Source organism: Candidatus Mycobacterium wuenschmannii (assembly GCF_030252325.1).
Lineage (GTDB): Bacteria > Actinomycetota > Actinomycetes > Mycobacteriales > Mycobacteriaceae > Mycobacterium > Mycobacterium wuenschmannii.
Map to the genome: position 1 here is coordinate 3,350,546 of NZ_CP126981.1, position 23,455 is coordinate 3,374,000.

At 67.0% G+C, this 23,455-nt stretch carries 27 protein-coding genes and 1 tRNA gene; 13 read left to right on the top strand and 15 right to left on the bottom strand.

The features are described 5' to 3' along the window. Positions 1–18: 18 nt before the first annotated feature. Positions 19–1,977 (top strand): acetate--CoA ligase, encoded by a 1,959-nt coding sequence (acs, locus tag PT015_RS16055; protein WP_285185736.1) that lies wholly within the window; start codon positions 19–21, stop codon positions 1,975–1,977. Here the strand turns inward: acs and PT015_RS16060 are convergent, their stop codons facing one another. Further along, positions 1,978–2,664 (bottom strand): S1 family peptidase, encoded by a 687-nt coding sequence (locus PT015_RS16060; protein WP_390888027.1) that lies wholly within the window; start codon positions 2,662–2,664, stop codon positions 1,978–1,980. 232 nt (positions 2,665–2,896) lie between these two features. On the opposite strand from PT015_RS16060, the gene PT015_RS16065 reads away from it, so the two are divergent. Then, positions 2,897–3,418 (top strand): phage holin family protein, encoded by a 522-nt coding sequence (locus tag PT015_RS16065; protein ID WP_285185738.1) that lies wholly within the window; start codon positions 2,897–2,899, stop codon positions 3,416–3,418. Continuing rightward, a complete protein-coding gene (locus tag PT015_RS16070; protein ID WP_285185739.1) occupies positions 3,419–4,381 on the top strand; it encodes an alpha/beta fold hydrolase in 963 nt (320 codons plus the stop codon). It abuts the gene before it with no gap. Here PT015_RS16070 and marP read toward each other — a convergent pair. Genes marP through nth form a run of 4 tightly spaced genes read right to left on the bottom strand, consistent with a single transcriptional unit; the run spans position 4,374 to position 7,727 of the window. Beyond that, entirely contained in the window at positions 4,374–5,564 is a 1,191-nt protein-coding gene (gene marP / locus PT015_RS16075) for an acid resistance serine protease MarP (RefSeq protein WP_285185741.1), read from the bottom strand. The genes PT015_RS16070 and marP overlap by 8 nt on opposite strands. Before the next feature lie 28 nt (positions 5,565–5,592). After that, entirely contained in the window at positions 5,593–6,384 is a 792-nt protein-coding gene (locus tag PT015_RS16080) for an NUDIX hydrolase (protein WP_285185742.1), read from the bottom strand. After that, positions 6,381–7,040: a TlpA family protein disulfide reductase gene (locus tag PT015_RS16085; protein ID WP_285185743.1), complete on the bottom strand. Its 660-nt coding sequence runs from the start codon at positions 7,038–7,040 to the stop codon at positions 6,381–6,383. The genes PT015_RS16080 and PT015_RS16085 overlap by 4 nt, the downstream gene beginning before the upstream one ends. A 6-nt stretch (positions 7,041–7,046) precedes the next feature. After that, on the bottom strand, positions 7,047–7,727 hold the full coding sequence (nth, locus tag PT015_RS16090; protein WP_285191139.1) for an endonuclease III: 681 nt from the start codon (positions 7,725–7,727) through the stop codon (positions 7,047–7,049). A 225-nt stretch (positions 7,728–7,952) separates the two neighbouring features. On the opposite strand from nth, the gene PT015_RS16095 reads away from it, so the two are divergent. After that, complete coding sequence (locus PT015_RS16095; RefSeq protein ID WP_390887831.1) at positions 7,953–8,294, top strand: hypothetical protein; 342 nt, start codon at positions 7,953–7,955, stop codon at positions 8,292–8,294. Between the two features lie 89 nt (positions 8,295–8,383). Next, a complete protein-coding gene (gene crp, locus PT015_RS16100; RefSeq protein ID WP_285185747.1) occupies positions 8,384–9,058 on the top strand; it encodes a cAMP-activated global transcriptional regulator CRP in 675 nt (224 codons plus the stop codon). A 45-nt stretch (positions 9,059–9,103) separates the two neighbouring features. Here crp and PT015_RS16105 read toward each other — a convergent pair whose 3' ends face one another. The 4 genes from PT015_RS16105 to PT015_RS16120 form a co-directional block, all read right to left on the bottom strand. Further along, entirely contained in the window at positions 9,104–10,363 is a 1,260-nt protein-coding gene (locus PT015_RS16105) for an IS30 family transposase (RefSeq protein ID WP_285185748.1), read from the bottom strand. An 85-nt stretch (positions 10,364–10,448) separates the two neighbouring features. After that, positions 10,449–11,231 (bottom strand): MBL fold metallo-hydrolase, encoded by a 783-nt coding sequence (locus PT015_RS16110; protein ID WP_285185749.1) that lies wholly within the window; start codon positions 11,229–11,231, stop codon positions 10,449–10,451. Between the two features lie 5 nt (positions 11,232–11,236). Next, positions 11,237–11,692 (bottom strand): RidA family protein, encoded by a 456-nt coding sequence (locus PT015_RS16115; RefSeq protein WP_285185750.1) that lies wholly within the window; start codon positions 11,690–11,692, stop codon positions 11,237–11,239. After that, positions 11,689–11,850, bottom strand: a complete 162-nt coding sequence (locus tag PT015_RS16120) for a DUF4177 domain-containing protein (protein WP_156751501.1) — start codon at positions 11,848–11,850, stop codon at positions 11,689–11,691. The genes PT015_RS16115 and PT015_RS16120 overlap by 4 nt, the downstream gene beginning before the upstream one ends. 105 nt (positions 11,851–11,955) lie before the next feature. On the opposite strand from PT015_RS16120, the gene PT015_RS16125 reads away from it, so the two are divergent. Further along, positions 11,956–12,975 (top strand): ArsA family ATPase, encoded by a 1,020-nt coding sequence (locus PT015_RS16125; RefSeq protein WP_285185752.1) that lies wholly within the window; start codon positions 11,956–11,958, stop codon positions 12,973–12,975. Then, positions 12,972–14,090: an ArsA family ATPase gene (locus PT015_RS16130; RefSeq protein WP_285185753.1), complete on the top strand. Its 1,119-nt coding sequence runs from the start codon at positions 12,972–12,974 to the stop codon at positions 14,088–14,090. The genes PT015_RS16125 and PT015_RS16130 overlap by 4 nt, the downstream gene beginning before the upstream one ends. Here the strand turns inward: PT015_RS16130 and PT015_RS16135 are convergent. Then, positions 14,087–14,443: a WhiB family transcriptional regulator gene (locus PT015_RS16135; RefSeq protein ID WP_390887832.1), complete on the bottom strand. Its 357-nt coding sequence runs from the start codon at positions 14,441–14,443 to the stop codon at positions 14,087–14,089. The genes PT015_RS16130 and PT015_RS16135 overlap by 4 nt on opposite strands. Positions 14,444–14,756: 313 nt before the next feature. On the opposite strand from PT015_RS16135, the gene ponA2 reads away from it, so the two are divergent. Both ponA2 and PT015_RS16145 read left to right on the top strand, forming a co-directional pair. Further along, positions 14,757–17,168 (top strand): transglycosylase/D,D-transpeptidase PonA2, encoded by a 2,412-nt coding sequence (ponA2, locus tag PT015_RS16140; RefSeq protein ID WP_285185754.1) that lies wholly within the window; start codon positions 14,757–14,759, stop codon positions 17,166–17,168. A gap of 56 nt (positions 17,169–17,224) precedes the next feature. After that, positions 17,225–18,184: a metallophosphoesterase gene (locus tag PT015_RS16145; RefSeq protein ID WP_285185756.1), complete on the top strand. Its 960-nt coding sequence runs from the start codon at positions 17,225–17,227 to the stop codon at positions 18,182–18,184. Here the strand turns inward: PT015_RS16145 and PT015_RS16150 are convergent. Continuing rightward, positions 18,173–18,337 (bottom strand): hypothetical protein, encoded by a 165-nt coding sequence (locus tag PT015_RS16150; protein WP_285185758.1) that lies wholly within the window; start codon positions 18,335–18,337, stop codon positions 18,173–18,175. The two genes, PT015_RS16145 and PT015_RS16150, sit on opposite strands and share 12 nt — an antisense overlap. Before the next feature lie 166 nt (positions 18,338–18,503). On the opposite strand from PT015_RS16150, the gene PT015_RS16155 reads away from it, so the two are divergent. Both PT015_RS16155 and PT015_RS16160 read left to right on the top strand, forming a co-directional pair. After that, positions 18,504–18,577, top strand: a tRNA-Pro gene (locus PT015_RS16155). A 300-nt stretch (positions 18,578–18,877) separates the two neighbouring features. Next, positions 18,878–19,243 carry a hypothetical protein gene (locus tag PT015_RS16160; RefSeq protein ID WP_285185759.1) on the top strand — a complete coding sequence of 122 codons (366 nt, stop codon included), beginning with the start codon at positions 18,878–18,880 and terminating at the stop codon, positions 19,241–19,243. On the opposite strand, the gene PT015_RS16165 is transcribed toward PT015_RS16160, so the two are convergent. Continuing rightward, a complete protein-coding gene (locus tag PT015_RS16165) occupies positions 19,240–19,932 on the bottom strand; it encodes an SDR family oxidoreductase (protein WP_285185761.1) in 693 nt (230 codons plus the stop codon). The two genes, PT015_RS16160 and PT015_RS16165, sit on opposite strands and share 4 nt — an antisense overlap. 136 nt (positions 19,933–20,068) lie before the next feature. On the opposite strand from PT015_RS16165, the gene PT015_RS16170 reads away from it, so the two are divergent. Beyond that, complete coding sequence (locus tag PT015_RS16170) at positions 20,069–20,878, top strand: SDR family NAD(P)-dependent oxidoreductase (RefSeq protein WP_285185763.1); 810 nt, start codon at positions 20,069–20,071, stop codon at positions 20,876–20,878. A gap of 41 nt (positions 20,879–20,919) precedes the next feature. Beyond that, on the top strand, positions 20,920–21,921 hold the full coding sequence (locus PT015_RS16175; RefSeq protein WP_390888028.1) for an iron-containing redox enzyme family protein: 1,002 nt from the start codon (positions 20,920–20,922) through the stop codon (positions 21,919–21,921). On the opposite strand, the gene PT015_RS16180 is transcribed toward PT015_RS16175, so the two are convergent. From PT015_RS16180 to PT015_RS16190, 3 genes are all read right to left on the bottom strand, one after another. Beyond that, a complete protein-coding gene (locus PT015_RS16180; RefSeq protein WP_285185766.1) occupies positions 21,901–22,119 on the bottom strand; it encodes a CDGSH iron-sulfur domain-containing protein in 219 nt (72 codons plus the stop codon). The genes PT015_RS16175 and PT015_RS16180 overlap by 21 nt on opposite strands. Further along, entirely contained in the window at positions 22,116–22,808 is a 693-nt protein-coding gene (locus tag PT015_RS16185; protein WP_285185768.1) for a HemK2/MTQ2 family protein methyltransferase, read from the bottom strand. Before PT015_RS16185 ends, PT015_RS16180 begins: the two co-directional genes overlap by 4 nt. Before the next feature lie 86 nt (positions 22,809–22,894). Continuing rightward, a complete protein-coding gene (locus PT015_RS16190; RefSeq protein WP_285185769.1) occupies positions 22,895–23,452 on the bottom strand; it encodes a type 1 glutamine amidotransferase domain-containing protein in 558 nt (185 codons plus the stop codon). Positions 23,453–23,455: the final 3 nt, after the last annotated feature.

Here is a 23,455-nt window from a genome sequence, read left to right on the forward strand (position 1 = left end):
CGGACTAGGCTCGGGCGGGTGACCGAGACGCACACGCAGGCCCCGTCGTCGTATCCGCCGTCGAAAGAGTTTGTCGCGCAGGCCAATGCCCGCGATGACCTGTACGAACAGGCCGAGCGGGACCGGCTGGCGTTCTGGGCCGAACAGGCCGACCGGCTGTCGTGGGAGACCCCGTATTCGGAGGTGCTGGACTGGTCCGAGCGCCCGTTTGCCAAATGGTTCACCGGCGGCCAACTGAACGTCACTTACAACTGCGTCGACCGCCACGTCGAGGCCGGCAACGGCGACCGCGTCGCGATCCACTGGGAGGGTGAGCGGATCGGCGAGGACCGCACGCTGACCTACAGCGATCTGCTGGCCGAGGTGAGCAAGGCCGCCAACGCACTGACCGATCTGGGTCTGGTGGCCGGCGACCGCGCCGCGATCTATCTGCCGATGATCCCCGAGGCCATCGTCGCGATGCTGGCCTGCGCGCGACTCGGCGTGCTGCACAGCGTGGTGTTCGCCGGGTTTACCGCGACCGCGCTCGGCGCCCGGATCGACGACGCCAAGGCCAAGCTGCTGATCACCGCCGACGGGCAGTTCCGCCGCGGCAAGCCCGCGTCACTGAAGGACGCAGCCGACCAGGCGGTCGCCGATTCGGACTCGATCGAGCACGTCCTGGTGGTCAAGCGGACCGGCGTCGACATCCCATGGACCGAGGGGCGGGACGTCTGGTGGCACGACGTCGTCGACTCCGCGTCGCCGGAACACCGGCCGGCAGCCTTCGACGCCGAGCATCCGCTGTTCCTGCTGTACACCTCGGGCACCACCGGACGGCCCAAGGGGATCGTGCACACCAGCGGCGGCTACCTGACCCAGGCGTCCTACACCCAGCACCACATCTTCGACATCAAGCCCGAGTCCGACGTGTTCTGGTGCACCGCGGACATCGGCTGGGTGACCGGTCACACGTACAGCGTCTACGGCCCGCTGTCGAACGGCGTCACGCAGATCCTCTTCGAGGGCACGCCGGACACCCCGGACCAGCACCGGCACTTCCAGATCATCGAAAAGTACGGGGCCACAATCTATTACACGGCGCCGACGATGATCCGAACGTTCATGAAGTGGGGCCGCGAGATACCGGACGCCCATGACCTGTCCAGCCTGCGGTTGCTCGGGTCGGTCGGCGAGCCGATCAACCCCGAGGCGTGGCGCTGGTACCGCACGGTGATCGGCCGCGACGCCGTTCCGATCGTCGACACCTGGTGGCAGACCGAGACCGGCTCGGCGATGATCTCGCCGCTGCCCGGCGTCGCGGCGACCAAGCCGGGGTCGGCGATGACCCCGCTGCCCGGCATTTCGGCGAGGATCGTCGACGACGAGGGCAATCGGTTGGAGCCGCCGTCGTCAGACGAGGGTGAGCACACCAGCGGCTACCTGGTGCTCGACCAGCCGTGGCCGTCGATGCTGCGCGGCATCTGGGGCGACGACGACCGTTTCCGCGAGACGTACTGGTCGAAGTTCGCCGAGCAGGGCTGGTACTTCGCCGGCGACGGTGCCCGCTACGACTCCGACGGCGCGATCTGGATCCTGGGCCGCATCGACGACGTGATGAACGTGTCGGGGCACCGCATTTCGACGGCCGAGGTGGAGTCGGCGCTGGTCGGGCACTCCGGGGTGGCCGAGGCCGCGGTGGTCGGCGCGACCGATGAGACCACCGGCCAGGCGATCTGCGCGTTCGTCGTGCTGCAGGCCTCGCATGCGGAGACGACCGGGGCGGAGATCATCGACGAGTTGCGCGCCGAGGTGGCGCGGGTGATCTCGCCGATCGCCCGGCCGCGGGAACTGCACGTGGTGCCGGAGTTGCCGAAGACCCGCAGCGGCAAGATCATGCGCCGCCTGCTGCGCGACATCGCCGAGAAGCGCGACCTCGGCGACACCTCGACGCTGCTGGATCCTGGGGTGTTCGACGCGATCCGCGCCGCTCGATAGCTAGGCAATCGGGGTGAAGCCGGCGCCTGGACGGTTTTTCGCCTGCAGGTCGGCCAGGTCGGCGTTGATCGACTGCACCACGGCCGGAGTGTGCAGCGGAATGTACTTCGTGACGCAGACCGGCAGGTTGTCGCTGAAGGCGCCGTGGATCATGCCGACGAGTTGATCGTTGACCGTCACCGGAGCCCCGGAGTCGCCGGGCTGTCCGCACACCTGCATCAGGATCGTGCCCGGCTCCTGCCCCGGGCCCCAGGTGACGCCGCAGGAGTTGCCGGTCGTGCGGCCCTGCTTGCAGGCGATCTGACCTGACGCCGGATCCGGCCCGATGCCGTTGATCGCGAAGCCACCGAAGTCGGCCTGCGGTAACACCTTGGCCCTGTCGAATTGGATGACCGCATAGTCGAGGCCATCGTTGCCCGAGACCATGGTGCCGATGTTGCCGCGATCCTTGGCCGCCTCGGCGGACACGACCGCGCCGGGACCGCCACAGTGCGCCGAGGTGAAGCCCATCAGGTTGCCCTTGGGATCGGTGCCGATGGCGGTCAGCGTGCACAATGCGTCGCCGTTGACCAGAATGCCCGCGCCGCCGCCCATCGGTATCCGATCGTCGGCCGGAGCCGCGGGCAGACCCAGAGCGCCGGCCACGATCACCGCCGTCGTGATGTGGAGTAGGCGACGGCTGATGATCTGCAAGGCGGTTTTCTCCCGTCGGGCAAAAATGGGCGCGAGCCATCAAAGGCCGCGCCAGTCTAGCTTTCACAATGCCCAGCGGCGGTGATCCTCAAACCGCCTTGCCTCGTATCGCGTCTGACTGCATGGCAACATGAACCGGGACACCAGCCGGCGACGATGCAGAGCGCGAAGCGCGATGAGGAGGAGCGGCTACGGGACCATTAGAACCGGCTCGGGAGGATCGTCTGTGAGCAAGTCAGACCGTAAGAACGGCAACCAGCGCGCTGATGGCGTTCCCGGCACGCTGACCAGCATCCCGCTGACCGATCCGCACGCGCTGTCCGCCGAGCCGTCGATCGGCGAGCTGGTCAAGGATGCCACCGCGCAAATGTCGACGCTGGTGCGCGCCGAGGTCGAGCTGGCCCGCGCCGAGATCACCCGCGACGTCAAGAAGGGCCTGACCGGAAGCGTCTTCTTCATCGCCGCGCTGGTGGTGCTGTTCTACTCCACGTTCTTTCTCTTCTTCTTCCTGGCCGAACTGCTCGACACCTGGATCTGGCGGTGGGCGGCGTTCCTGATCGTCTTCGGGATCATGGTGCTGACCACCGGCGCGCTGGCGCTGTTCGGCTTCTTGAAGGTCCGCCGGATCCGGGGCCCGCAGCAGACCATCGAATCGGTCAAGGAGACGCGGTCGGCGCTCACCCCGGGCCACGACAAGCCCTCGGCGCCGGCGCTGAATCCTGCGCCCGCCGATCCCTCGGGTTGGTAGATGGCCCCACCAGATCCGTCGATCACCCGCATCGACGGTCCATGGCGGCATCTCGACGTGCACGCCAACGGGATCCGGTTTCACGTCGTCGAAGCGACGCCGGACGGCGCTGAAGCCGCCCCGGCGACGTCGCTGCCGCTGGTGGTCATGCTGCACGGGTTCGGCTCGTTCTGGTGGTCGTGGCGCCACCAGTTGCGCGGCCTGACCGGTGTCCGTGCGGTCGCGGTGGATCTACGCGGCTACGGCGGCAGCGACAAACCGCCCCGCGGCTACGACGGCTGGACGCTGGCCGGCGACACCGCCGGGTTGATCCGCGCGCTGGGTCATACGTCGGCGACGCTGGTCGGTCACGCCGACGGCGGCCTGGTCTGCTGGGCCACCTCGGTGCTGCACTCGCGGCAGGTGCGCGCGATCGCGGTGGTCAGTTCGCCGCATCCGGCCGCGCTGCGGCGTTCGGCGCTGACCCGCCGCGAGCAGGGCCGCGCACTGCTGCCCTCGCTGCTGCGCTACCAGGTCCCGATCTGGCCGGAGCGCGCCCTCACCCGGCATCACGGCAGCGGGCTCGAGCGGGTGATCCGCAGCCGCGCGGGCGCCAAATGGCTTGCCTCCGAAGACTTTTCCGAGTCGATCGACCACCTGCGACAGGCTATCCAGATCCGCTCGGTCGCACATTGCGCGCTCGAATATCAGCGCTGGGCGGTCCGCAGTCAGCTGCGCGAAGAGGGCCGCCGCTTCATGCGGTCGATGAGCCGGCCGTTCGGCATTCCGATGCTGCACATCCACGGCGACCAAGACCCCTACGTGCTGGCCGATCCGGTCGAACGCACGCAGCGCTACGCGCCCCACGGGCGCTACGTATCAATCTCCGGCGCAGGGCATTTCAGCCACGAGGAGCAGCCGGACGAGGTCAATGGCCACCTGTCACGGTTCCTCGACCGGGTCTACCGCTCGCCGCTCAACTGACGCATTCGCCGGTGGGCACCGGCGCGGTGTCGCCGATATGCGCGAGTTGCGCAGCCACCTCTTTGGCCGTCAGCACGAAGCCGGTGTCGTTGTCGTCGACGGCAGCACCGAAAACCACACCGATCACCTGCCCGTCGAGGTCGATCAGCGGCCCGCCCGAATTGCCTTGCTCCACATTGGCTCTCACGGTATAGACCTCGCGGTTGATCGTCGCCTTGCGGTAGATGTCCGGTCCGTTCAGCTCGATCAACTCGCGGATGCGGGCCGGCGTCGCCATGAAGCCGCCGCCGCCCGGATAGCCCATCACGATGCCCTCGGTGCCGGAGGTGACCGGGGCGTTGGCGAACGCCAGCGGCCCGACCGGCAGGTGCGGCACCGACAGGATCGCGATGTCGACGGTCGGGTCGTAGGACACCACGGTGGCCTCGTACGGATTGCCGCTGGCCTCGACGGTGACGCTGTTTGAGCCCGCGACCACGTGCGCGTTGGTCATCACGCGATCGGGCGAGAGCACAAATCCGCTGCCCTCCAACACCTTTGAGCAGGTCGGAGCGATCGCCCGGATCTTCACCACGCTCGGCTCGGTGTTGGCGACGACGGGGTTCTTGGACAGGGCGGCATCCGGGGCCGCCACCGCCACGACCGGGGTGCGGCTGAACGGCTCGAGCACCTGCGGCAGGCCCGAAGTGTCGAGCAGCGCGGACAACCGCTTGGGCACCGTCTTGAGCCACTCCGGCGCATAGTCGTTGACTTCACCGAGCACCCGCGAACCACGCACTGCCGCAGCCAAACTCGGCTGGCCGGCCGACGACGTCAATGGGGTCGCCAACAGCCAGGCGGCCACCAGCACCACCACCAGCTGGACCGCCACCCCGACCAAGGAGTCGAAGAAGCGAACCGAGTTGCTCTGGATCGCGCCGCGCACCGCGCGGCCCAACACCACGCCGGCGACCTCGCCGACCACCACCAGCGCCAGGATCAGGAACAGCGCGGCGAACAGCTTGGCCCGCGGCGCGGCGACATGCGCGACCAGATGCGGGGCCAGCAGCACGCCGGCGATCGCGCCGAGCAGCACGCCGACGAACGACAGCAGCGAGCCCAGCGCACCCGAGCGCCAACCCGAGACCGCCGCGATGAACGCGACCGCCAGCACCGCGATGTCCAACCATTGTGAGGGACTCATCAGGCACCTTCCTCGTCGCCGACCCGAATCATGTGCGCCGCTCCTTCTCGGGACAGCCCGCATCGTCGCCGACGCGTGCCATTGCTTCGTCGAGTTCGCGAATGTCGGTGGTGTCCCAAGGCTTTGCCCAACCTGCGACATCCAACATCGCGGAAATCACCTGACCGGTGAAACCCCAGACCAGCATCTCGTTGAGCAGAAATGCCGGCCCGGCGAAGCGGCGGCTGAGGGTGCGGCGGTACACCATCAGCCGGTTGGCGGGATTGATGAAGGCCCGGACCGGAACCCGGGCCACGATTGCGGTTTCCGCCTGATCCACCACGGCCACCGGCCCCGGATCCGGTGAGTAGGCCAGCACGGGGACGACGTGAAATCCGGACGGCGGGATGAACGTTCGCTCCATGGCGGCCAGTGGATGCAGCCTGGTGGTGTCGATACCGGTTTCCTCGCGCGCCTCGCGCAGCGCGGTGGCCACTGGGCCGTCGTCACCGGGATCGGCGGCGCCGCCGGGAAACGCCGCCTGCCCGGCGTGGTTCCGCAGGGAGGACGCCCGCACGGTTAGTAGCAGGTCGGCGTCCCCGGGCAGGGACTCGGCGTCGGCCGGCCCAGAGAACAGCGCCAGCACCGCGGCCTCACGACCCTTCTTGCCGGACAACGCCTTCGACGCCGTCACCATCGCCAGCACGTCGGCGGGCAGGCGCCGCTTGTACGAGTCGGGGATCCCGGCGACGTTGTCGACGAGGGGCCGCAGCCACGGCGGGGCGAATTCCGGTGCCAGCGCATCCGTGCCCAGGCGTTGAGGAGCGCCGCCTCTGGTCACGGGCGCCCCCTTCGCGCATCCAGCCGCCCGACCGCATCCGTTATCTCGTCCGCGGTCGCGAAAGCGCGGGGCAGCGTCTCCGCCACGCTACCGTCCGAGTCCAGCACAATCGTCGCGGGCATCACGTTGGGCGCGTGTAGGGCCGCCGCCACCCGACGGCCGCCGTCCTGCAAGGTCGGCAGGTGGACACCGAGTTCGGCCAGCCGTAGCAGCGCCGCCGTCTCGTTCTCGTCCTGGTGCACGGTCACCACCGTCACGTCCGCACCGACCCGGCGCTGGTACTCGGCCATCGCGGGGAGTTCGGCCGCGCACGGCCCACACCAGTACGCCCAGAGATTCAGCAGCACGCGATGGCCGGCCAGGGCCGGCCCGACATCGACGGCCGAACCGTCGGCGGCGCAGTCGACCGTCACCCCGCGCAGCGCCGCGGAACCCGGCCGCCCGCCCGGCCGCGGGCACGGCGCCAGGTCGGCCCGTTGCCGCGGTCCGGCCAGCGCCACGGCGGTGTCGGCGTCGCGATGCATGCGAGGCGAACCGTCCGGCGCGGACGTCGGCGAGGACGTCTGGTCGCGCAGCGCGACGACCAACGCCGCGATCAGCGCCACGACCGCCACGACGACCACAAGGGTCCAGCGGGCGGTCCGAGTGGTGAGCATGGGTCGCTAGAGCCCGGCCATCGCCAGCAGGTGCTCGGTCTCGGGACCCGTCACCAGCGCGGCGGCGATCTCCGGCTCGGTGGGCCCGGTTCCGAACGACGGGCAGTCCTTGGCCAGCACGCACACGCCGCATGCCGGTTTGCGCGCGTGGCAGACCCGACGGCCGTGAAAGATCACCCGATGGCTGAGCATCGTCCAGTCCTTGCGTTCGATCAGTTCGCCGATCGCGTGCTCGACCTTGACCGGGTCCTCCTCGGCGGTCCACTGCCACCGCCGGACCAGGCGGCCGAAATGGGTGTCGACGGTAATTCCCGGAACGTCGAACGCGTTCCCGAGGATCACGTTGGCCGTCTTACGGCCCACCCCGGGCAGCGTCACGAGTTGTTCCATCGTGCTGGGTAGTTCGCCGTCAAAGCGCTCGACCAATGCCTGGCCGAGGCCAATCAACGACGTCGCTTTATTGTGAAAAAAACCCGTCGGCCGAATGATCGCTTCGAGTTCTTCGCGGTCGGCTTGGGCATAGTCCACCGCGGTCCGGTAACGGACGAATAGCGCTGGTGTGGTGAGGTTTACCCGCTTGTCGGTGCTCTGCGCCGACAGGATGGTGGCCACCGCCAACTCCAGCGTCGTGGTGAAGTCCAGCTCGCAGTGGGCTCCCGGAAAGGCTTCTGCGAGTGTGCGATTCATCCGTCGAGCCCGGCGAACCAGGCCGGTTCGGGTCTCCGACGCGAAGCGACGGGCAACGGCCGCAGCGGGTTTGGCGGAGCCCTTGACGCCCTTGGCCGCCGCCCGAGAAGGTTTGCCCATTGTCACCCCGACTTCAGTACTAATTCGTGATCCCGCTGAGACCTTAGCCGTGTTTACTGACTACTCGTGTCCTGGTTGCTAGTTGCATTCACCCCGGGGTTGCTAATGCTGGCAACGTTCGGGCTGCAAAGGCTTGAAGCGGGCTTGGAAAAAGACTCAGTTTCGGCAACTGATGTCGCCGAATTTCTCAAGCAGGCCGAGCCTATTGATGTGCGCACTTTGGCCCGGGAGGGAATGCCCGAGGCGTTGGATGGCATGCACCGCCGGATCGGCAACGGCACCGACGGGGCGTCCCACCTACCCGGTCACGACGATCCGCCGACGGACCAGTTGCTCGTGGCCGCCATTGTCTCGGCCGCCAATCCGCCCCGTAGATCCGGACAACGCCACCAGCATTCGCGAGCGAATCGGCAATTTGCACCTCGTCGGCATGCCAATCGTGTGTAGCGTTGGCACGTCGAGTCAACGGCACGTCTTTTAGACTCGTCACGCACAACCGTGCCTATCGGAACCATTTGAATACCTAAAGGGGCAACGTGGACGAGATCCTGGCGAGGGCCGGAATCTTCCAGGGGGTGGAACCGAGCGCCGTCGCCGCGCTGACCAAGCAGCTGCAACCCGTCGATTTCCCGCGCGGGCACACAGTTTTCGCGGAGGGCGAGCCGGGCGATCGGCTGTACATCATCATCACCGGCAAGGTCAAGATCGGTCGCCGATCACCGGACGGCCGGGAGAATCTGCTGACCATCATGGGCCCGTCCGACATGTTCGGTGAGCTGTCGATCTTCGACCCCGGGCCGCGGACGTCGAGCGCAACGACGATCACCGAGGTACGCGCGGTGTCGATGGACCGCGACGCGCTGCGGGCCTGGATCGCCGACCGCCCCGAGATCGCCGAGCAGTTGCTGCGCGTGCTGGCCCGCCGGCTGCGGCGCACCAACAACAACCTCGCCGACCTGATCTTCACCGACGTGCCCGGTCGCGTCGCCAAGCAGTTGCTGCAGCTAGCGCAGCGGTTCGGCACCCAAGAGGGTGGCGCGATGCGAGTGACCCACGACCTGACCCAGGAAGAGATCGCCCAGCTGGTCGGGGCCTCCCGCGAGACCGTGAACAAGGCGCTGGCCGACTTCGCACACCGCGGCTGGATCCGGCTCGAGGGCAAGAGCGTGCTGATTTCTGACTCCGAGCGGCTGGCCCGCCGAGCGAGGTAACTCTGTCGCGAAACAGAAGCCACGGCTGTGGTTTCGTGGGCGGTTTCAAGGTTTGGTTGCAACAGTGGTTTCTGTCGGGGCTGACAGTAGTGCGTTGAGGCGGTTGGTGGGGTTGTCCCAGCCGAATCGTTTCCGTGGGCGACCGTTGAGTTCGTCGGCGACGAAGCTGAGGTGTTCAGCCGAGTGGATCGACAGGTCGGTTCCCTTTGGAAAGTATTGCCGCAACAGGCCATTGGTGTTTTCGTTACTGCCTCGCTGCCAGGGTGAATGCGGGTCGCAGAAATAGATCTCAATGTCCGCGGCGAGGCTGATCCTGGCGTGCTGGGCCATCTCGTGACCTTGGTCCCAGGTCACGGTGCGACGCAGGGTGGGCGGCAGTTCGGTGATCGCGGCGATCATGGCGTCAGCGACCATTTCAGCGCTGCGGCTGGCGGGCAGATGTAGCAGGCGCACATAGCCCGTGGAGCGTTCGACAAGGGTGCCGATCTGGGAGGCCTGGTTTTTACCGATGATCAGATCACCCTCCCAATGCCCAGGCACGGCCCGGTCGGCGGCCTCAGCGGGGCGCTCAGAGATGTTGACCATGCCCGGAATACGGCCACGACCGTCAGCGGCGCGGACTCTGTTACGGGGTTTGCGCAGCCCACGCCCGGTGCGTAGGCATTGGGTCAGCTCGCGACGCAGCTCACCGCGTCCTTGCACGTACAGCGACCTGTAAATGGTCTCGTGGGACACCTGCATCTCCGGACGGTTGGGATACATCGTGGCTAGCTCGCCGGCGATCTGTTCGGGGCTGTACTTCTTGAGCAACAACGTTTGCACCTTGTCGTGCAACCCCGGGCAGCGGGCCAGCTTGCCAGCCTTGGGGCGACGCGCCCGCTCTTCGCTGCGGCGCTGAGCGATCCGCGCCGAATAACCCGACTGAGCATCCCAGCCACCACGGTAAGCGCCGAACCGATGCAGGGCCCGATAGCGGCCTGTGCGATTGCGCGCAGCACCGTTGATAGCGATCTCACGCATGATCGTCGACGGCGCCCGCCCCAACCGACCAGCGATCGAGCGGATCGACTCGCTCTGCGAGGTACCGATCATGATCTGCTCACGCTCACTTGGTGACAGCCGCGGCCGAATTCGGCCCTGCGGCTCGTGCATTCGTGGATTCACACCACCAAATCTGCGGAACCACTTCCTGCCACACGTCGCCGACACGCCGACCGCAGCGCCGGCATCTTCCGACGACCACCCATCAGCAATCAACACCCAAAACCGACGCTGCACCGACAACACCTGAGGCTGCCCGGCCATCAACACTCCTCACCGCAAAGTGTTGCAACGACCCCCTGAGCCCAAGGTGTCGATCGCGACCCTGGCTTCTGTCTCGCGCCCCGAACTAGCGCCGCAGGTAGTTCAGCTGCGCCTGCACCGACCATTCGGCGACGTCCCACAGCTCCTTGTCGACGTCGACATAGACGTGCTCGACGACCTGACGCGTGGTGGCATCGTCGCCGAGTTCGCGTAGCGCCGATCGGATCTGGTCGAGCCGTTGCTCGCGATGCGCGAGGTACTCCTCGGCGACCGCGTCGATCGCCGGCAGATCGGGACCGTGGCCGGGTAACACAGTTCGCCCGCCAAGGCCGCGCAACCGCTGCAGTGAATCCAGGTAGTCGGCGAGGCTGCCGTCCTCGTTGTCGATGACCGTGGTCCCGCGGCCGAGCACGGTGTCCGCGGTCAGCACCGCGTCGTCGAGCACGAAGGACAGCGAGTCGGCGGTGTGCCCCGGCGTCGCCCAGACCGTGATCCGCAGTCCCGCAACGTCGATCACCTCGCCCTCGGTCAACTCGGCGGTCAGCCCGCGCAGGAAGCCGCTGCCCGCCGACCGCACGGGCGCACCGGTCCGATCGACCAGCTTGTCGATGGCGTCGGTGTGGTCGCCGTGCCGATGGCTGATCAACACCAGCGCGATGCGCCCGACTTCCGCGACGGCCGCGATGTGCTCGTCGTGGTCGGGTCCGGGGTCGACGACCACGACCTCGTCGCTGCCCGGGCCGCGCAGCACCCAGGTGTTGGTGCCCTCGAGCGTCATCTTGCCCGGGTTGTTGGCCAACAGCACCGACGCCGTCTCGGTCACCGGGCGGAGCTGCCCGTAGGCCGGATGCTGCAGGACGTCCGCCATGGCCGCTAGCCGACCTCGACCACCAGCTCGACCTCGACCGGCGCGTCCAACGGCAACTCCGCGACGCCGACCGCCGACCGGGCGTGCACACCGGCGTCGCCGAACACCTCGGCGAGTAGATCCGATGCGCCGTTGACGACGCCGGGCTGACCGTTGAATCCCGCTGCGGAGGCGACGAATCCGACCACCTTGACCACCTTGGTCACCGAGTCGATGCCGACCAGCGAGTCGATGGCCGCCAGTGCGTTGAGCGCGCAGATCCGGGCCAATTGCTTGCCGCGCTCGGGCGAGACCTCGACGCCGACCTTGCCAGCGTGCAGCAACACCCCGTCGCGCATCGGCAGCTGTCCAGAGGTGTAGACGAGGTTGCCGCTGCGCACCGCCGGCACGTAAGAGCCCAGCGGCTGGACGACGACCGGCAAATCGATGCCGAGCTCGGTGAGCTTGGCAGAGGCGGTCACTTCGGGCGCTTCAAATACGCGACGTGCTGCTCGCCGGTGGGGCCGGGGAGCACAGACACCAGCTCCCATCCGTCGGCTCCCCACTGATCGAGGATCTGCTTGGTGGCATGGGTCAACAGGGGGACGGTTGCGTACTCCCAGGTTGTGGGTTGGCTCATATCCCGAGCTTATCGGCAGCGCGATTCCGGTGGCTGGCCCCCGGCGACGATGCGGTTTGCGGAGCAAAGGGAGGAGGAGCCGGGCGACCTGGTTAGCATGCAAGGGTGGCGACCTCATCGAGCGGCGGGAGCACCGTCGGCTGGCCATCGCGATTGTCGAAGGCCCGTCTGCACTTCGTGACCGGCAAGGGCGGGACCGGCAAATCGACCGTCGCCGCGGCGCTGGCCCTGACGCTGGCGGCCGGTGGCCGCAAGGTGTTGCTCGTCGAAGTCGAAGGGCGACAGGGCATTGCGCAACTCTTCGACGTGCCGCCGCTGCCCTACAAGGAGCTCAAGATCGCCAGCGCGGAGCGCGGCGGTCAGGTGAACGCGCTGGCGATCGACATCGAGGCCGCGTTCCTGGAATACCTGGACATGTTCTACAACCTCGGCATCGCCGGTAAGGCGATGCGACGGATCGGCGCGATCGAATTCGCGACGACCATAGCGCCGGGCCTACGCGACGTGCTGCTCACCGGCAAGATCAAGGAAGCCGTGATCCGCGTCGACAAGGCCAAGGCACCCGTCTACGACGCGATCGTCGTCGACGCCCCACCGACCGGCCGCATCGCCCGCTTCCTCGACGTCACCCGCGCGGTCTCGGACCTCGCCAAGGGCGGCCCGGTGTACTCCCAAGCCGAGGGCGTCGTGAAGATCCTGCACTCCGACCAGACGGCCATCCATCTGGTGACGCTGCTCGAGGCGCTGCCGATGCAGGAGACCAAGGAAGCCATCGACGAGTTGGAGGAACTGGGCCTGCCGATCGGCTCGGTGATCGTCAACCGCAACATCCCGGCGTACCTGCGCAACGGTGACCTCGCCAAGGCCGCCGACGGCGACGTCGACGCCGAAGCCGTGCGCACCGGCCTGGCCGCCGCCGGTATCAAGCTCAGCGACGAGGACTTTGCCGGCCTGCTGACCGAGACCATCCAGCACGCCACCCGGATCACCGCGCGGGCGTCCACCGCCGAGCAACTCGACGAGCTCAAGGTGCCGCGGCTGGAACTGCCGACCATCGCCGACGGTGTCGACCTCGGCAGCCTCTACGAGCTGTCCGAATCGCTTGCGCAGCAGGGAGTTCGATGAGCACCACACCGCCGACACTGGACATCGCCGGCATCCTGTCCGACACCGCCAACCGCGTTGTGGTGTGCTGCGGCGCCGGCGGCGTCGGAAAGACCACCACCGCCGCCTCGATGGCACTGCGCGCCGCGGAGTATGGACGCACCGTCGTTGTCTTGACGATCGACCCGGCAAAGCGGCTGGCGCAGGCGCTGGGAATCAGCGATCTCGGCAACACTCCGCAACGGGTGCCGCTCGACGCCGAGGTGCCAGGTGAGCTCTACGCGATGATGCTCGACATGCGCCGCACCTTCGACGAGATGGTGGTGCAGTACTCCGGCCCCGATCGCGCGCAAGCGATTTTGGACAACCAGTTCTACCAAACCGTCGCGACGTCGCTGGCCGGTACGCAGGAGTACATGGCGATGGAAAAGCTCGGCCAGTTGCTGGCCGAGGACCGCTGGGACCTAGTGGTCGTGGACACTCCGCCGTCGCGCAACGCGCTGGACTTCCTGGACGCGCCGAAGCGGCTCGGCAGCTTCATGGACAGCCGGCTGTGGAAGCTGCTACTCGGCCCCGGGCGCGGCATCGGCCGACTGGTCACCGGCGCGGTCGGGCTGGCGATGAAGGCGCTGTCGACGGTCCTCGGTTCGCAAATGCTCGGCGACGCGGCGAGCTTCGTGCAGTCGCTGGACGCGACGTTCGGCGGCTTCCGCGAGAAGGCCGACCGCACCTACTCGCTGCTGAAGCGGCGCGGTACACAATTCGTCGTGGTCTCGGCAGCGGCGCCGGACGCGCTGCGCGAGGCGTCCTTCTTCGTCGACCGGTTGTCCGAGGAGAAGATGCCGCTCGCCGGACTCATCCTGAATCGGACGCACCCGATGCTGTGCTCGTTACCGGTGGAGCGGGCGATCGATGGCGCGGAGAGCCTCGAAACCGACGGGGCTCATGTGTTGACCAAGGCGATCCTGCAGGTCCACGCCGACCGGGCCGCGACGTCCAAGCGCGAGATCCGGTTGCTGTCACGGTTCACCGGTGCCAACCCCGACGTCGCTATCGTCGGGGTTCCGTCGCTACCGTTCGACGTTTCCGATTTGGACGCGTTACGCGCTATCGCCGATCAGCTGACGTCGGCTTAGCCGACGCTGCGGTGCTTGCGCTGGGTGTTGAAGAACTCCGCCCAGGACACCACCTCGGGGTGCTGCTTGAGCAGCGCACGCCGCTGACGCTCGGTCATCCCACCCCAGACACCGAACTCCACCCGGTTGTCCAACGCGTCGGCACCGCACTCCAGCATCACCGGGCAGTGCCGGCAGATGACTGCAGCTTTGCGTTGCGCGGCCCCCCGCACAAACAGCTCGTCTGGATCAGCGGCCCGGCACAACGCCTTGGAAACCCAAGTGATTCTCGACTCCGCCTCCGCCCCATACAGAACGGCAGTAGTCGGTGCTGCGGTCGTTGCTTTCCGCGGCGCGGTCCGTATAGCTGACACCAGCGATTCCCCTTCGCTCTTGCCACCGGTAACTCCGATGCGACCTATGCCACACTGTCGTGCTCGGTGTTACCTGTATCTCATTGTGTGGATAAGCTACGTGGTCAGGTCCCAATTACGCAACATTCTGGAGACGCTTTTTTGGGACGACCGTGCAGTCCGATCATGAAACGGCGCCGGGAGCGGGTGAATCGGACGCCTAACGACGTCCTGAGCTGCCACTGAGAGAAGCCTGAGTCATAACGGCCGGTGGAAAAATTTCTCACACACCACGCGCGAAGCGCTCTCTCGGGGCGCGGTTAGTGTAGTAGCCATGTTGGAGCGACCCGCGACTGCGGTCACCATCGCCAAGCTCGCCGGTTGTTGCCTGCTCGCCAGTGTTCTTCTCGCCGCCCTGATGTTCCCGGTGGCCGGCGGAATCGGGCTGGTCTCCAACCGGGCCTCCGAGGTCGTCGGCAATGCCTCGGCGCAACTCCTCGAGGGCGACGTGCCCGCGGTGACCACGATGGTAGACGCGAAGGGCAACACCATCGCGTGGCTCTACTCTCAGCGCCGGTTCGAGGTGCCCAGCGACAAGATCGCGAACACGATGAAGCTGGCGATCGTCTCGATCGAGGACAAGCGTTTCGCCGAGCACAACGGCGTGGACTGGAAAGGCACCCTCACCGGACTGGCCGGCTACGCCTCGGGCGACGCCGACACTCGCGGCGGTTCGACCCTCGAGCAGCAGTACGTGAAGAACTACCAACTGCTGGTGATCGCGCAGACCGACGCCGAGAAGCGGGCGGCCATCGAGACGACGCCGGCGCGCAAGCTGCGCGAGATCCGGATGGCGCTCACGCTGGACAAGACCTTCACCAAGCCGGAGATTCTGACCCGCTACCTGAATCTGGTGTCGTTCGGCAACAACGCCTTCGGCGTGCAGGACGCCGCGCAGACCTACTTCGGCATCAACGCCGCGGACCTGAACTGGCAGCAGGCGGCGTTGCTGGCCGGCATGGTCCAGTCGACCAGCGCACTCAACCCCTACACGAACCCGGACGGCGCACTGGCCCGTCGAAACCTGGTGCTGGACACCATGATTCAGAACGTCCCGAACGAGGCGGACGCCATTCGCGCGGCCAAAGCGGAGCCGCTGGGCATCCTGCCGCAGCCCAAGGAGCTGCCGCGCGGCTGCATCGCCGCCGGCGACCGCGCCTTCTTCTGCGACTATGTGCAGGCCTACCTGTCTCGAGCCGGCATCAACAAGGAACAGCTCGCGCGCGGCGGCTACCTGATCCGCACCAACCTCGACCCCGACGTTCAGGAGCCGGTCAAGCAGGCGATCGATACCTACGCCAGCCCGACAATCAACGGCATCGCCAGCGTGATGAGCGTGATCCGGCCCGGGAAGACCTCGCACAAGGTCGTGGCGATGGCCGGTAACCGCACCTACGGCCTGAACAGTGAAGCCGGCGAAACGATGAGCGCAGAACCGTTCTCGCTCGTCGGCGACGGGGCCGGGTCCGTATTCAAGATCTTCACCACCGCCGCGGCCATGCAGATGGGCATGGGCATCAACACCCAACTCGAGGTGCCGGGCCGGTTCCAGACCAAGGGGATGGGGTACGGCGGAGCCAAAGGCTGCCCCAAGGAAAACTGGTGCGTGGTCAACGCCGGCAACTACCGCGGGTCAATGAGCGTCACCGACGCGCTGGCCACCTCACCCAACACCGCCTTCGCCCGGCTGATTCAGCTCATCGGCGTGCAGCGGACCGTCGACATGGCCGTGAAGCTCGGCATGCGGTCCTACGCCGAGGCCGGCAGTGCGCGCGCCTACGACCCGGACAACAACGAAAGCCTGGCCGATTTCATCAAACGCCAGAACATCGGCTCCTTCACCCTGGGTCCGTTCCAACTCAATGCGCTGGAGCTGTCCAACGTCGCGGCGACGCTGGCATCCGGCGGCACCTGGTGCCCGCCCAGCCCGATCGACAAGCTGATCGACCGCAACGGCAACCAGGTGGCCGTCACCACCGAGGCGTGCGAACAAGTGGTGCCCGAGGGACTGGCGAACACGTTGGCCAATGCGATGAGCAAGGACGCCCTCGGCGGTGGGACGGCCGCCGGTTCAGCCGGGGCCGCCGGTTGGAACCTGCCGGTGTCGGGCAAGACCGGAACCACCGAAGCGCACCGGTCGTCCGCATTCGTCGGCTTCACCAACCAGTACGCGGCGGCCAACTACATCTACGACGACTCGACGTCGCCGTCCGATCTGTGCTCGTCGCCGCTGAGGCGCTGCGGTGACGGGAATCTTTACGGCGGTAACGAACCCGCCCGCACCTGGTTCACCGCAATGAAGCCGATCGCCACCCTGTTCGGCGACGTGAAGATGCCGCCGCCTGACCGGGAGTACGTCGAGGGCGGCCCGGGCTCGCGGGTGCCGAGTGTCGCGGGTCTGGATGTCGATCTGGCCAAGCAGCGACTCAAGGAAGCCGGCTTCCAGGTCACCGAGCAACCGGCGTCGGTCAATAGCAGCGCGAAGTACGGCGAGGTGGTCGGGACGACGCCGAACGGGCAGACGATCCCGGGCGCGGTCATCACGATTCAAACCAGCAACGGCATTCCGCCGGCTCCGCCCCCGCCTCCGGAGGGCGCGCCGCCGGCGCCGGTGGGCTCGCAGGTGATCGAGATTCCTGGGTTGCCGCCGATCACGATTCCGATCCTCGCGCCGCCACCTCCGTAGCGGCTCGGCGGGTGTGTGACCGCCCCCACCGCGTAACCGGCAGTACGCTGGCCTGCATGCCCTCGGTCGTCACCGCTCTAAAAACCTCCGGCGCGCTCGCGCTCGGATCGGCTGTTGCCGGCATCGGCTACGCCTCGCTCATCGAGCGCAATGCTTTCGTGCTGCGCGAGCTGACCATCCCGGTACTCGACCCGGGCTCGACGCCGCTGCGGGTGCTGCATATCAGCGACCTGCACATGCGGCCCGGCCAGCGCCGCAAGCAGGCCTGGCTGCGTGAGCTCGCCGGCTTGGAGCCGGACCTGGTGGTGAACACCGGCGACAACCTGGCCCATCCGCGGGCGGTGCCCGCGGTCGTGCAGAGCCTGGGCGACCTGTTGTCTGTTCCGGGCGTGTTCGTGTTCGGCAGCAACGACTACTTCGGCCCTCGCCCGAAGAACCCCTTGAATTACCTGACCGACCCCGGCCACCGGGTGCACGGCCAGCCGCTGCCCTGGCAAGATCTGCGAGCCGCATTCACCGAGCGCGGCTGGCTCGATCTGACGCACAACCGCCGCGAGTTCGAGGTGGCGGGACTGCACATTGCGGCGGCGGGCGTCGACGATCCCCACATCGCCCGGGACCGGTACGACGCTATTGCGGGCCCGACCAGTCCGATCGCGAATCTGCGGTTGGGACTTACACATTCGCCCGAGCCTCGGGTGCTGGATCGCTTCGCGAACGACGGCTACCAGCTGGTGATGGCGGGCCACACCCACGGCGGCCAGCTATGCCTGCCCTTCTACGGCGCGCTGGTCACCAACTCGGGACTGGACCGGTCGCGCGCCAAGGGGCCGTCGCGCTGGGGTGCCGACATGCGGCTGCACGTCTCGGCCGGGATCGGGACCTCGCCCTACGCGCCGGTGCGATTCTGCTGCCGGCCGGAAGCCACCTTGCTGACGCTGATCGCGGCTCCCACCGGTGGGCGGGATTCGCAGCACGACCTCGGTCGGTCGCAGCCCACGTACTCAGTGGGCTAGCCGGTCCCCTGCCACCGGGACGAGTAGGTCGTGCTCGGCCAGCGGGGACTCGACCCACGGCTGGTCGGCGTCGCTGGCGGGTGCGGTAACGAACAACCACAGCACCCCGAGGGCAAGGATTCCGCCGAACACCACGGCGCCAAGGACCGTCATGATTTACCTGCTTCCATTGCACAGCGAGCGCGATCAGTTTATTTAGCTATCCCCACTTCCGACTTATTCCACGCCGGTGTGTGGCGCAGATCGCTCACCACCGGCGACGGCGCGGTCCGCTTTAGGAGGCTGCCGGGTCGGTGCGATACGCTGTCGAAGCTTCAAACGGGGTGTGGCGCAGCTTGGTAGCGTGCTTCGTTCGGGACGAAGAGGTCGTGGGTTCGAATCCCGCCACCCCGACTCGTATCAGCACAGACGAGGCCCTGATTCCATTCGGAGGATCGGGGCCTTTTCTGTACTCGTGCCCCGTTGCTCAGCCACCCGCTCGGCGGCGTCGAATACCCTCGGCGACAGGCCGATCCAGGCGGCCGACGACGGCCTCGGGTTTGCTGCCGCCGGGCCGTGGTTTGCTGGCCGCCGACGGGCTCCGGACCCCCTCATTTTCTCAGCTGACGAAACGAGGGAAACCCCGGTATCACCGGCATAACGGTGCCACTATCGTCATCGCCAGTTCATATTTTTCTGGGTGGGGAGCAGGTCATGGGGGCAGCACGGGGATTGGCCGCCGGGGCCGCGTTTGTCGCGGTCGCCGTCGGATTGGCATTTCACGCGGCGGCGGAGCCGCCTCTCGGGCGGTACACCGCCACGGTGATCGATGATTCGTCTGGGCTGACGACGCCGACTGACGCCACGGAGACGCTGCAGTTCAACCGCTGCGGCGCGGGATGCGCGCACGTGGCCTCGACGGGTGGGGAATTCGAGCTGCACCAGCAGGACAACGGCTGGGCGGGAACTTCGCAGTCACTCGACGGCGAGACGTGCACCCATACCGTGGACGCTCACCTGGTCTGGACGCACACCTGCACGGGACCGACCGTCCGCGCGCAACTCACCAAGAGCGGCTAGGGCACGACGAGGGCGCCGGTCGCCAGCGGCGCCCCGAAGTAGCTGGCCTGCGGGTCGACGACGACCGTTTTGCTATCGCCCTGCCTGGCGAGCACGTCGCGCGCCATCTGCTCGAAGGTGATCTTCTCCGGTCCACCGACGTTCTCGATGCCGTCGGTCGGCGCCGCCTCGGCCACCCGCGCGACGGTGTCGGCAAGATCCGCGGTGGTGATCGGCTGAATCAGCGCGTCCGGGACGCGCACCTCGTCGCCGACGATCAGCGACGCGGTGATGGTGTCAGTGAACTCCACGAACTGGGTCGCGCGCACGATCGTGTAAGGCACGCCGGCCGACTCGATGAGCGCCTCCTGGGCGACCTTGGCCCGCATGTAGCCACTCTCGGGCAGTTGATCGCATCCAACGATCGACACCGCGACGTAATGTTCGACGCCGGTGTCGCGCGCCGCGGCAAGGAGATTCGTCGTCGAGGTGGTGAAGAACTCCATCGCCGGATCGTCTTCGAAGCTGGGCGCATTGGTCACGTCGACGACCGCGCCGGCACCGGCCAAGGCGTCGGCCAGACCCTCGCCGGTGAGCGCGTTGACTCCGGTCCGCGGCGACGCCGCGACCGCGTCATGGCCATGATCCGTCAGCCTCTGAACGACCTTCGCCCCGAGATTTCCCGTGCCGCCTATCACCACGATCTTCATGACGCCCCTCTCTGCGCATCGTCGAGATTCAGGCAGTGTATCGCCGTGTGCAACAGTCGCACACCGACCGCCTTCAAGATCAGATACATCGCCCAAATCGACTGCGCGACTGCCGAAAACACTGCATGATCGCCGGGTGAGAGTCATCGTCACCGGCGGCAACAGTGGTGTCGGCGCCGCCACCGCCGCCAGCCTCGCCGCCGCCGGGCACAACGTTGTCATCGCCTGCCGGACCATCCCGAAAGCCGAACGGGCCGCCGCCGCAATGGACGGCGACGTGACCGTCGGCCAGCTGGACCTGGCCGACCTCGCCAGCGTGCGGAAGTTCGCCGACTCGGTCGACGGCGTCGACGTGCTGATCAACAACGCCGGGGTGCTGGGCCTGCCGCTGACCCGGACCGCCGACGGGTTCGAGGCGCACATGGGCACCAACTACCTCGGCCACTTCGCCTTGACCTGTCTGCTCGGCAACCGGATCTCCGACCGGGTCATCTCAGTGGTCAGCTCGTCTTACGCAGTGAGCCGCCTGCACATCGACGACCTCAACTGGAACCACCGCGAATACTCCACCTGGTCGGCGTACGGCGAGTCGAAGCTGGCGGTCATGCTGTTCAACCACGAGCTGACCCGTCGCGGCGTGCGCACCTACATGACGGATCCGGGCGCGACGAACACCGACATCACCCGCGACGCCAGCGGCATCGTCCCGTGGATCCGCGATCACACCTTTCGCGGCTTCCCCGCCCACAGCGCCGCCACCGGAGCCCGGTCCACCATTCAGGCGGTCACCACCGACCTGCCGAGCGGCACGTACCTCGCGCCCCGCTTCAGCCAATGGGGCCGGCCGAAGGTCGCCACCCCGCGCGGCAAGGCGCGTGACACCGCGATGGCGCGTCGTCTCTGGGACCTGTCCGTCGAGCTGACCGGCTGCGACTGGACCGTTTGACGGCGACTCGGTCGCGGGTACACACACCCGTGACCGAAGCGATCGTCGAACCCCTGCTGCCGCCAGCACACGGGCCGTTGTCAGCGGCGGTTCGACGCACCCTCACCGAGCCGGCGCCCCGCGATCATCTGACGCGCATCGCCGCGTCGGTACGCGACTCGGAACCGTTCGGTCTGGATCTTCAACTCGCCCTGTACATGTGCTACGAGTTGCACTACCGGGGTTTCGCCGGCGTCGACCCCACCTGGGAGTGGAACCCCGGATTGCTCCATCTACGAGCCCAATTGGAACGCACATTCCTCGCAGCGGTCTGGCGCGATGTCGGGCCCATCGATTCCGGCCGGACCGCGGAAGCCGAGATGGACGAGCTGTCGATCGAGGCTGCCGACGGCTCGGGGCCGTCATATTGGTTGCGGGACAACGGAACCTGGCAGCAGATGCGTGAGTACTTCGTGCATCGTTCGCTCTATCATCTCAAAGAGGGTGACCCGCACGCCTTCGCGATTCCACGCCTCGGCGGGCAGGCCAAAGCATCCTTCGTGGCGGTCGAGTACGACGAGTACGGCGCGGGACACGGGGCGAGGGTGCACCAGCAGCTCTTCGCCGACCTGCTGACCGCGGCGGAACTCGACGCGACCTACCTGGCCTACCTCGACTACGTTCCGGCCGAGGCGCTCGCGGTGGTAAACCTCATGTCGCTCTTCGGATTACACCGGCAGCACCGCGGCGCCGCGGTCGGTCACTTCGCCGCGACCGAGATCACCTCGTCGCCGGGATCGCGCCGGATGGTCAGTGCGCTGCGCCGACTCGACGCCCCGCCGCAGTGTGTCACGTTCTACAGCGAACACGTCGAGGCGGACGCGGTACACGAGCAGGTGGTCAGACGTGACGTGGTCGGCGAACTGGTGGCGCGCGAACCGCACCTGGACCGAGACGTGGTGTTCGGCATCCGCGCGAACGCCGCAGTCGAAGACCGGCTCGCCGACGTGATCATGGCGGCGTGGAAAGCGGACGAAACCTCGCTACGCCGACCCCTGGACTGAATCCTGCTGCGCCGCAGGCCGGCAACGTCGGTGGCTGGTGTCGCACATCGGATAGATTTTGCTTCGCCGACAGGTGCAAATGGCCACCATAAAACGGTCCGAATCGACGACCTCGCCGTTCGGGGTCTCGATGCTCACCGGACCGGGAATCAGCACCGGACCGTTGCGCACCACCCGCACGCGTGGGGCGTCGCTCACGGCTTGTCCGCCCTGATCACGACCAACTCCTCGGTCCGGCAACCTCGCTCGATCTGGCCGGTGACTTCCAGCCAACCGACCCGCGCCGACAGCACGGGACCGAAAGGAATCGTCTGCGAGGCAACGACTTCGGCGTCGAGACCGGTTGCGCGCAGCGAGTCCAGGGATTTGTCCACGCCCGACAGCGCCGAATGCACCATCAGCAGCGATCCCCCGGCGTCCAGCAGCCCGGCAGCCGACTCGCAGAGTGGGTCCAGCACCATCCGGCCGTCGACACCGGCGTCCCAGGCCCGTGCCGGACCCGCCGTGATCGGGATGACATTGGTATCGCCGGCGGGCGGGGTCGGTACATAGGGCGGGTTCGAGACGATGAGGTCGAACGGCGCGTAATCCAGTGCGCCAGACCATGATCCCTCGCACACGTCGACGTCGACTCCGGCGTGTACGGCGTTACCCTGCGAACACCGAACCGCTTTCGGGCAGATGTCGAATGCCGTCACGCGCGCCGCACCCAGTTCCGCCGCGGCGATGGCGACGACGCCGCTACCGGTGCAGAGGTCCAAAACCCGGCGGCCACGGGCTAATTGGGTGCGCTTGAGGCTGTCGATCAGCAGATACGAGTCGTGCTGGGGAAGGTAGACGCCATCGGTGTCGAAGGTACCCGAGGCAGTGTCATAAGCAGTGGTCACGTCGGCCTTTCGAAAATTCTGGTCGCCGTGCTGCTTACGGCCTGACGAGACTGATGCCCGCAATTAACATTCTCGAAACCCGGGACTCAGGTCCGCGCAGGTGAACCCTGTATGTGATCAACGAGCGTCGTGCAGAACGCCGGCAGGTCGTCGGGTGATCGACTGGTGATCACGTTGCCGTCCGCCACGACTTGCTCGTCGACCACCGTGGCACCGGCGTTACGCAGATCGGTGCGGATGCTCGGGTAGGAGGTGAGCCTGCGTCCTTCGACGACCCCCGCCTCCACCAGCGTCCACGGCCCGTGACAGATGGCTGCGACCGGCTTGCCTGAGTTGACGAAGTCGCGCACGAATGCCACCGCCGCGTCGTCGAGTCGCAACTTGTCCGGGTTGACGGTGCCGCCGGGCAATACGAGTGCGTCGTAGTCGTCCACGGATGCATCCGACACGACCCGGTCGACGCGGATCGTTCCAGCCGGATCGAGATCGTGGTTACGGGCTTGGATATCACCGGTTTTCAGTGACACCACCAGCACCTCCGCGCCGAGTTCCACCAGCTGCGCGCGGGGTGTTTCCAGTTCGACCTTCTCGACGCCATCGGCGGCCAGGATCGCTATCGTCCTGCCCTGCAATGTGTTCGACATCTC

Coding starts and splice junctions, on each gene's coding strand:
- PT015_RS16070 (WP_285185739.1), top strand. CDS start 3,419: ATGGCCCCACCAGATCCGTCGATCACCCGCATCGACGGTCCATGGCGG.
- marP (WP_285185741.1), bottom strand. CDS start 5,564: ATGAGTCCCTCACAATGGTTGGACATCGCGGTGCTGGCGGTCGCGTTC.
- PT015_RS16085 (WP_285185743.1), bottom strand. CDS start 7,040: ATGCTCACCACTCGGACCGCCCGCTGGACCCTTGTGGTCGTCGTGGCG.
- nth (WP_285191139.1), bottom strand. CDS start 7,727: ATGAATCGCACACTCGCAGAAGCCTTTCCGGGAGCCCACTGCGAGCTG.
- PT015_RS16095 (WP_390887831.1), top strand. CDS start 7,953: ATGCTGGCAACGTTCGGGCTGCAAAGGCTTGAAGCGGGCTTGGAAAAA.
- PT015_RS16105 (WP_285185748.1), bottom strand. CDS start 10,363: ATGGCCGGGCAGCCTCAGGTGTTGTCGGTGCAGCGTCGGTTTTGGGTG.
- PT015_RS16110 (WP_285185749.1), bottom strand. CDS start 11,231: ATGGCGGACGTCCTGCAGCATCCGGCCTACGGGCAGCTCCGCCCGGTG.
- PT015_RS16120 (WP_156751501.1), bottom strand. CDS start 11,850: ATGAGCCAACCCACAACCTGGGAGTACGCAACCGTCCCCCTGTTGACC.
- PT015_RS16130 (WP_285185753.1), top strand. CDS start 12,972: ATGAGCACCACACCGCCGACACTGGACATCGCCGGCATCCTGTCCGAC.
- ponA2 (WP_285185754.1), top strand. CDS start 14,757: ATGTTGGAGCGACCCGCGACTGCGGTCACCATCGCCAAGCTCGCCGGT.
- PT015_RS16145 (WP_285185756.1), top strand. CDS start 17,225: ATGCCCTCGGTCGTCACCGCTCTAAAAACCTCCGGCGCGCTCGCGCTC.
- PT015_RS16150 (WP_285185758.1), bottom strand. CDS start 18,337: ATGACGGTCCTTGGCGCCGTGGTGTTCGGCGGAATCCTTGCCCTCGGG.
- PT015_RS16160 (WP_285185759.1), top strand. CDS start 18,878: ATGGGGGCAGCACGGGGATTGGCCGCCGGGGCCGCGTTTGTCGCGGTC.
- PT015_RS16165 (WP_285185761.1), bottom strand. CDS start 19,932: ATGAAGATCGTGGTGATAGGCGGCACGGGAAATCTCGGGGCGAAGGTC.
- PT015_RS16190 (WP_285185769.1), bottom strand. CDS start 23,452: ATGTCGAACACATTGCAGGGCAGGACGATAGCGATCCTGGCCGCCGAT.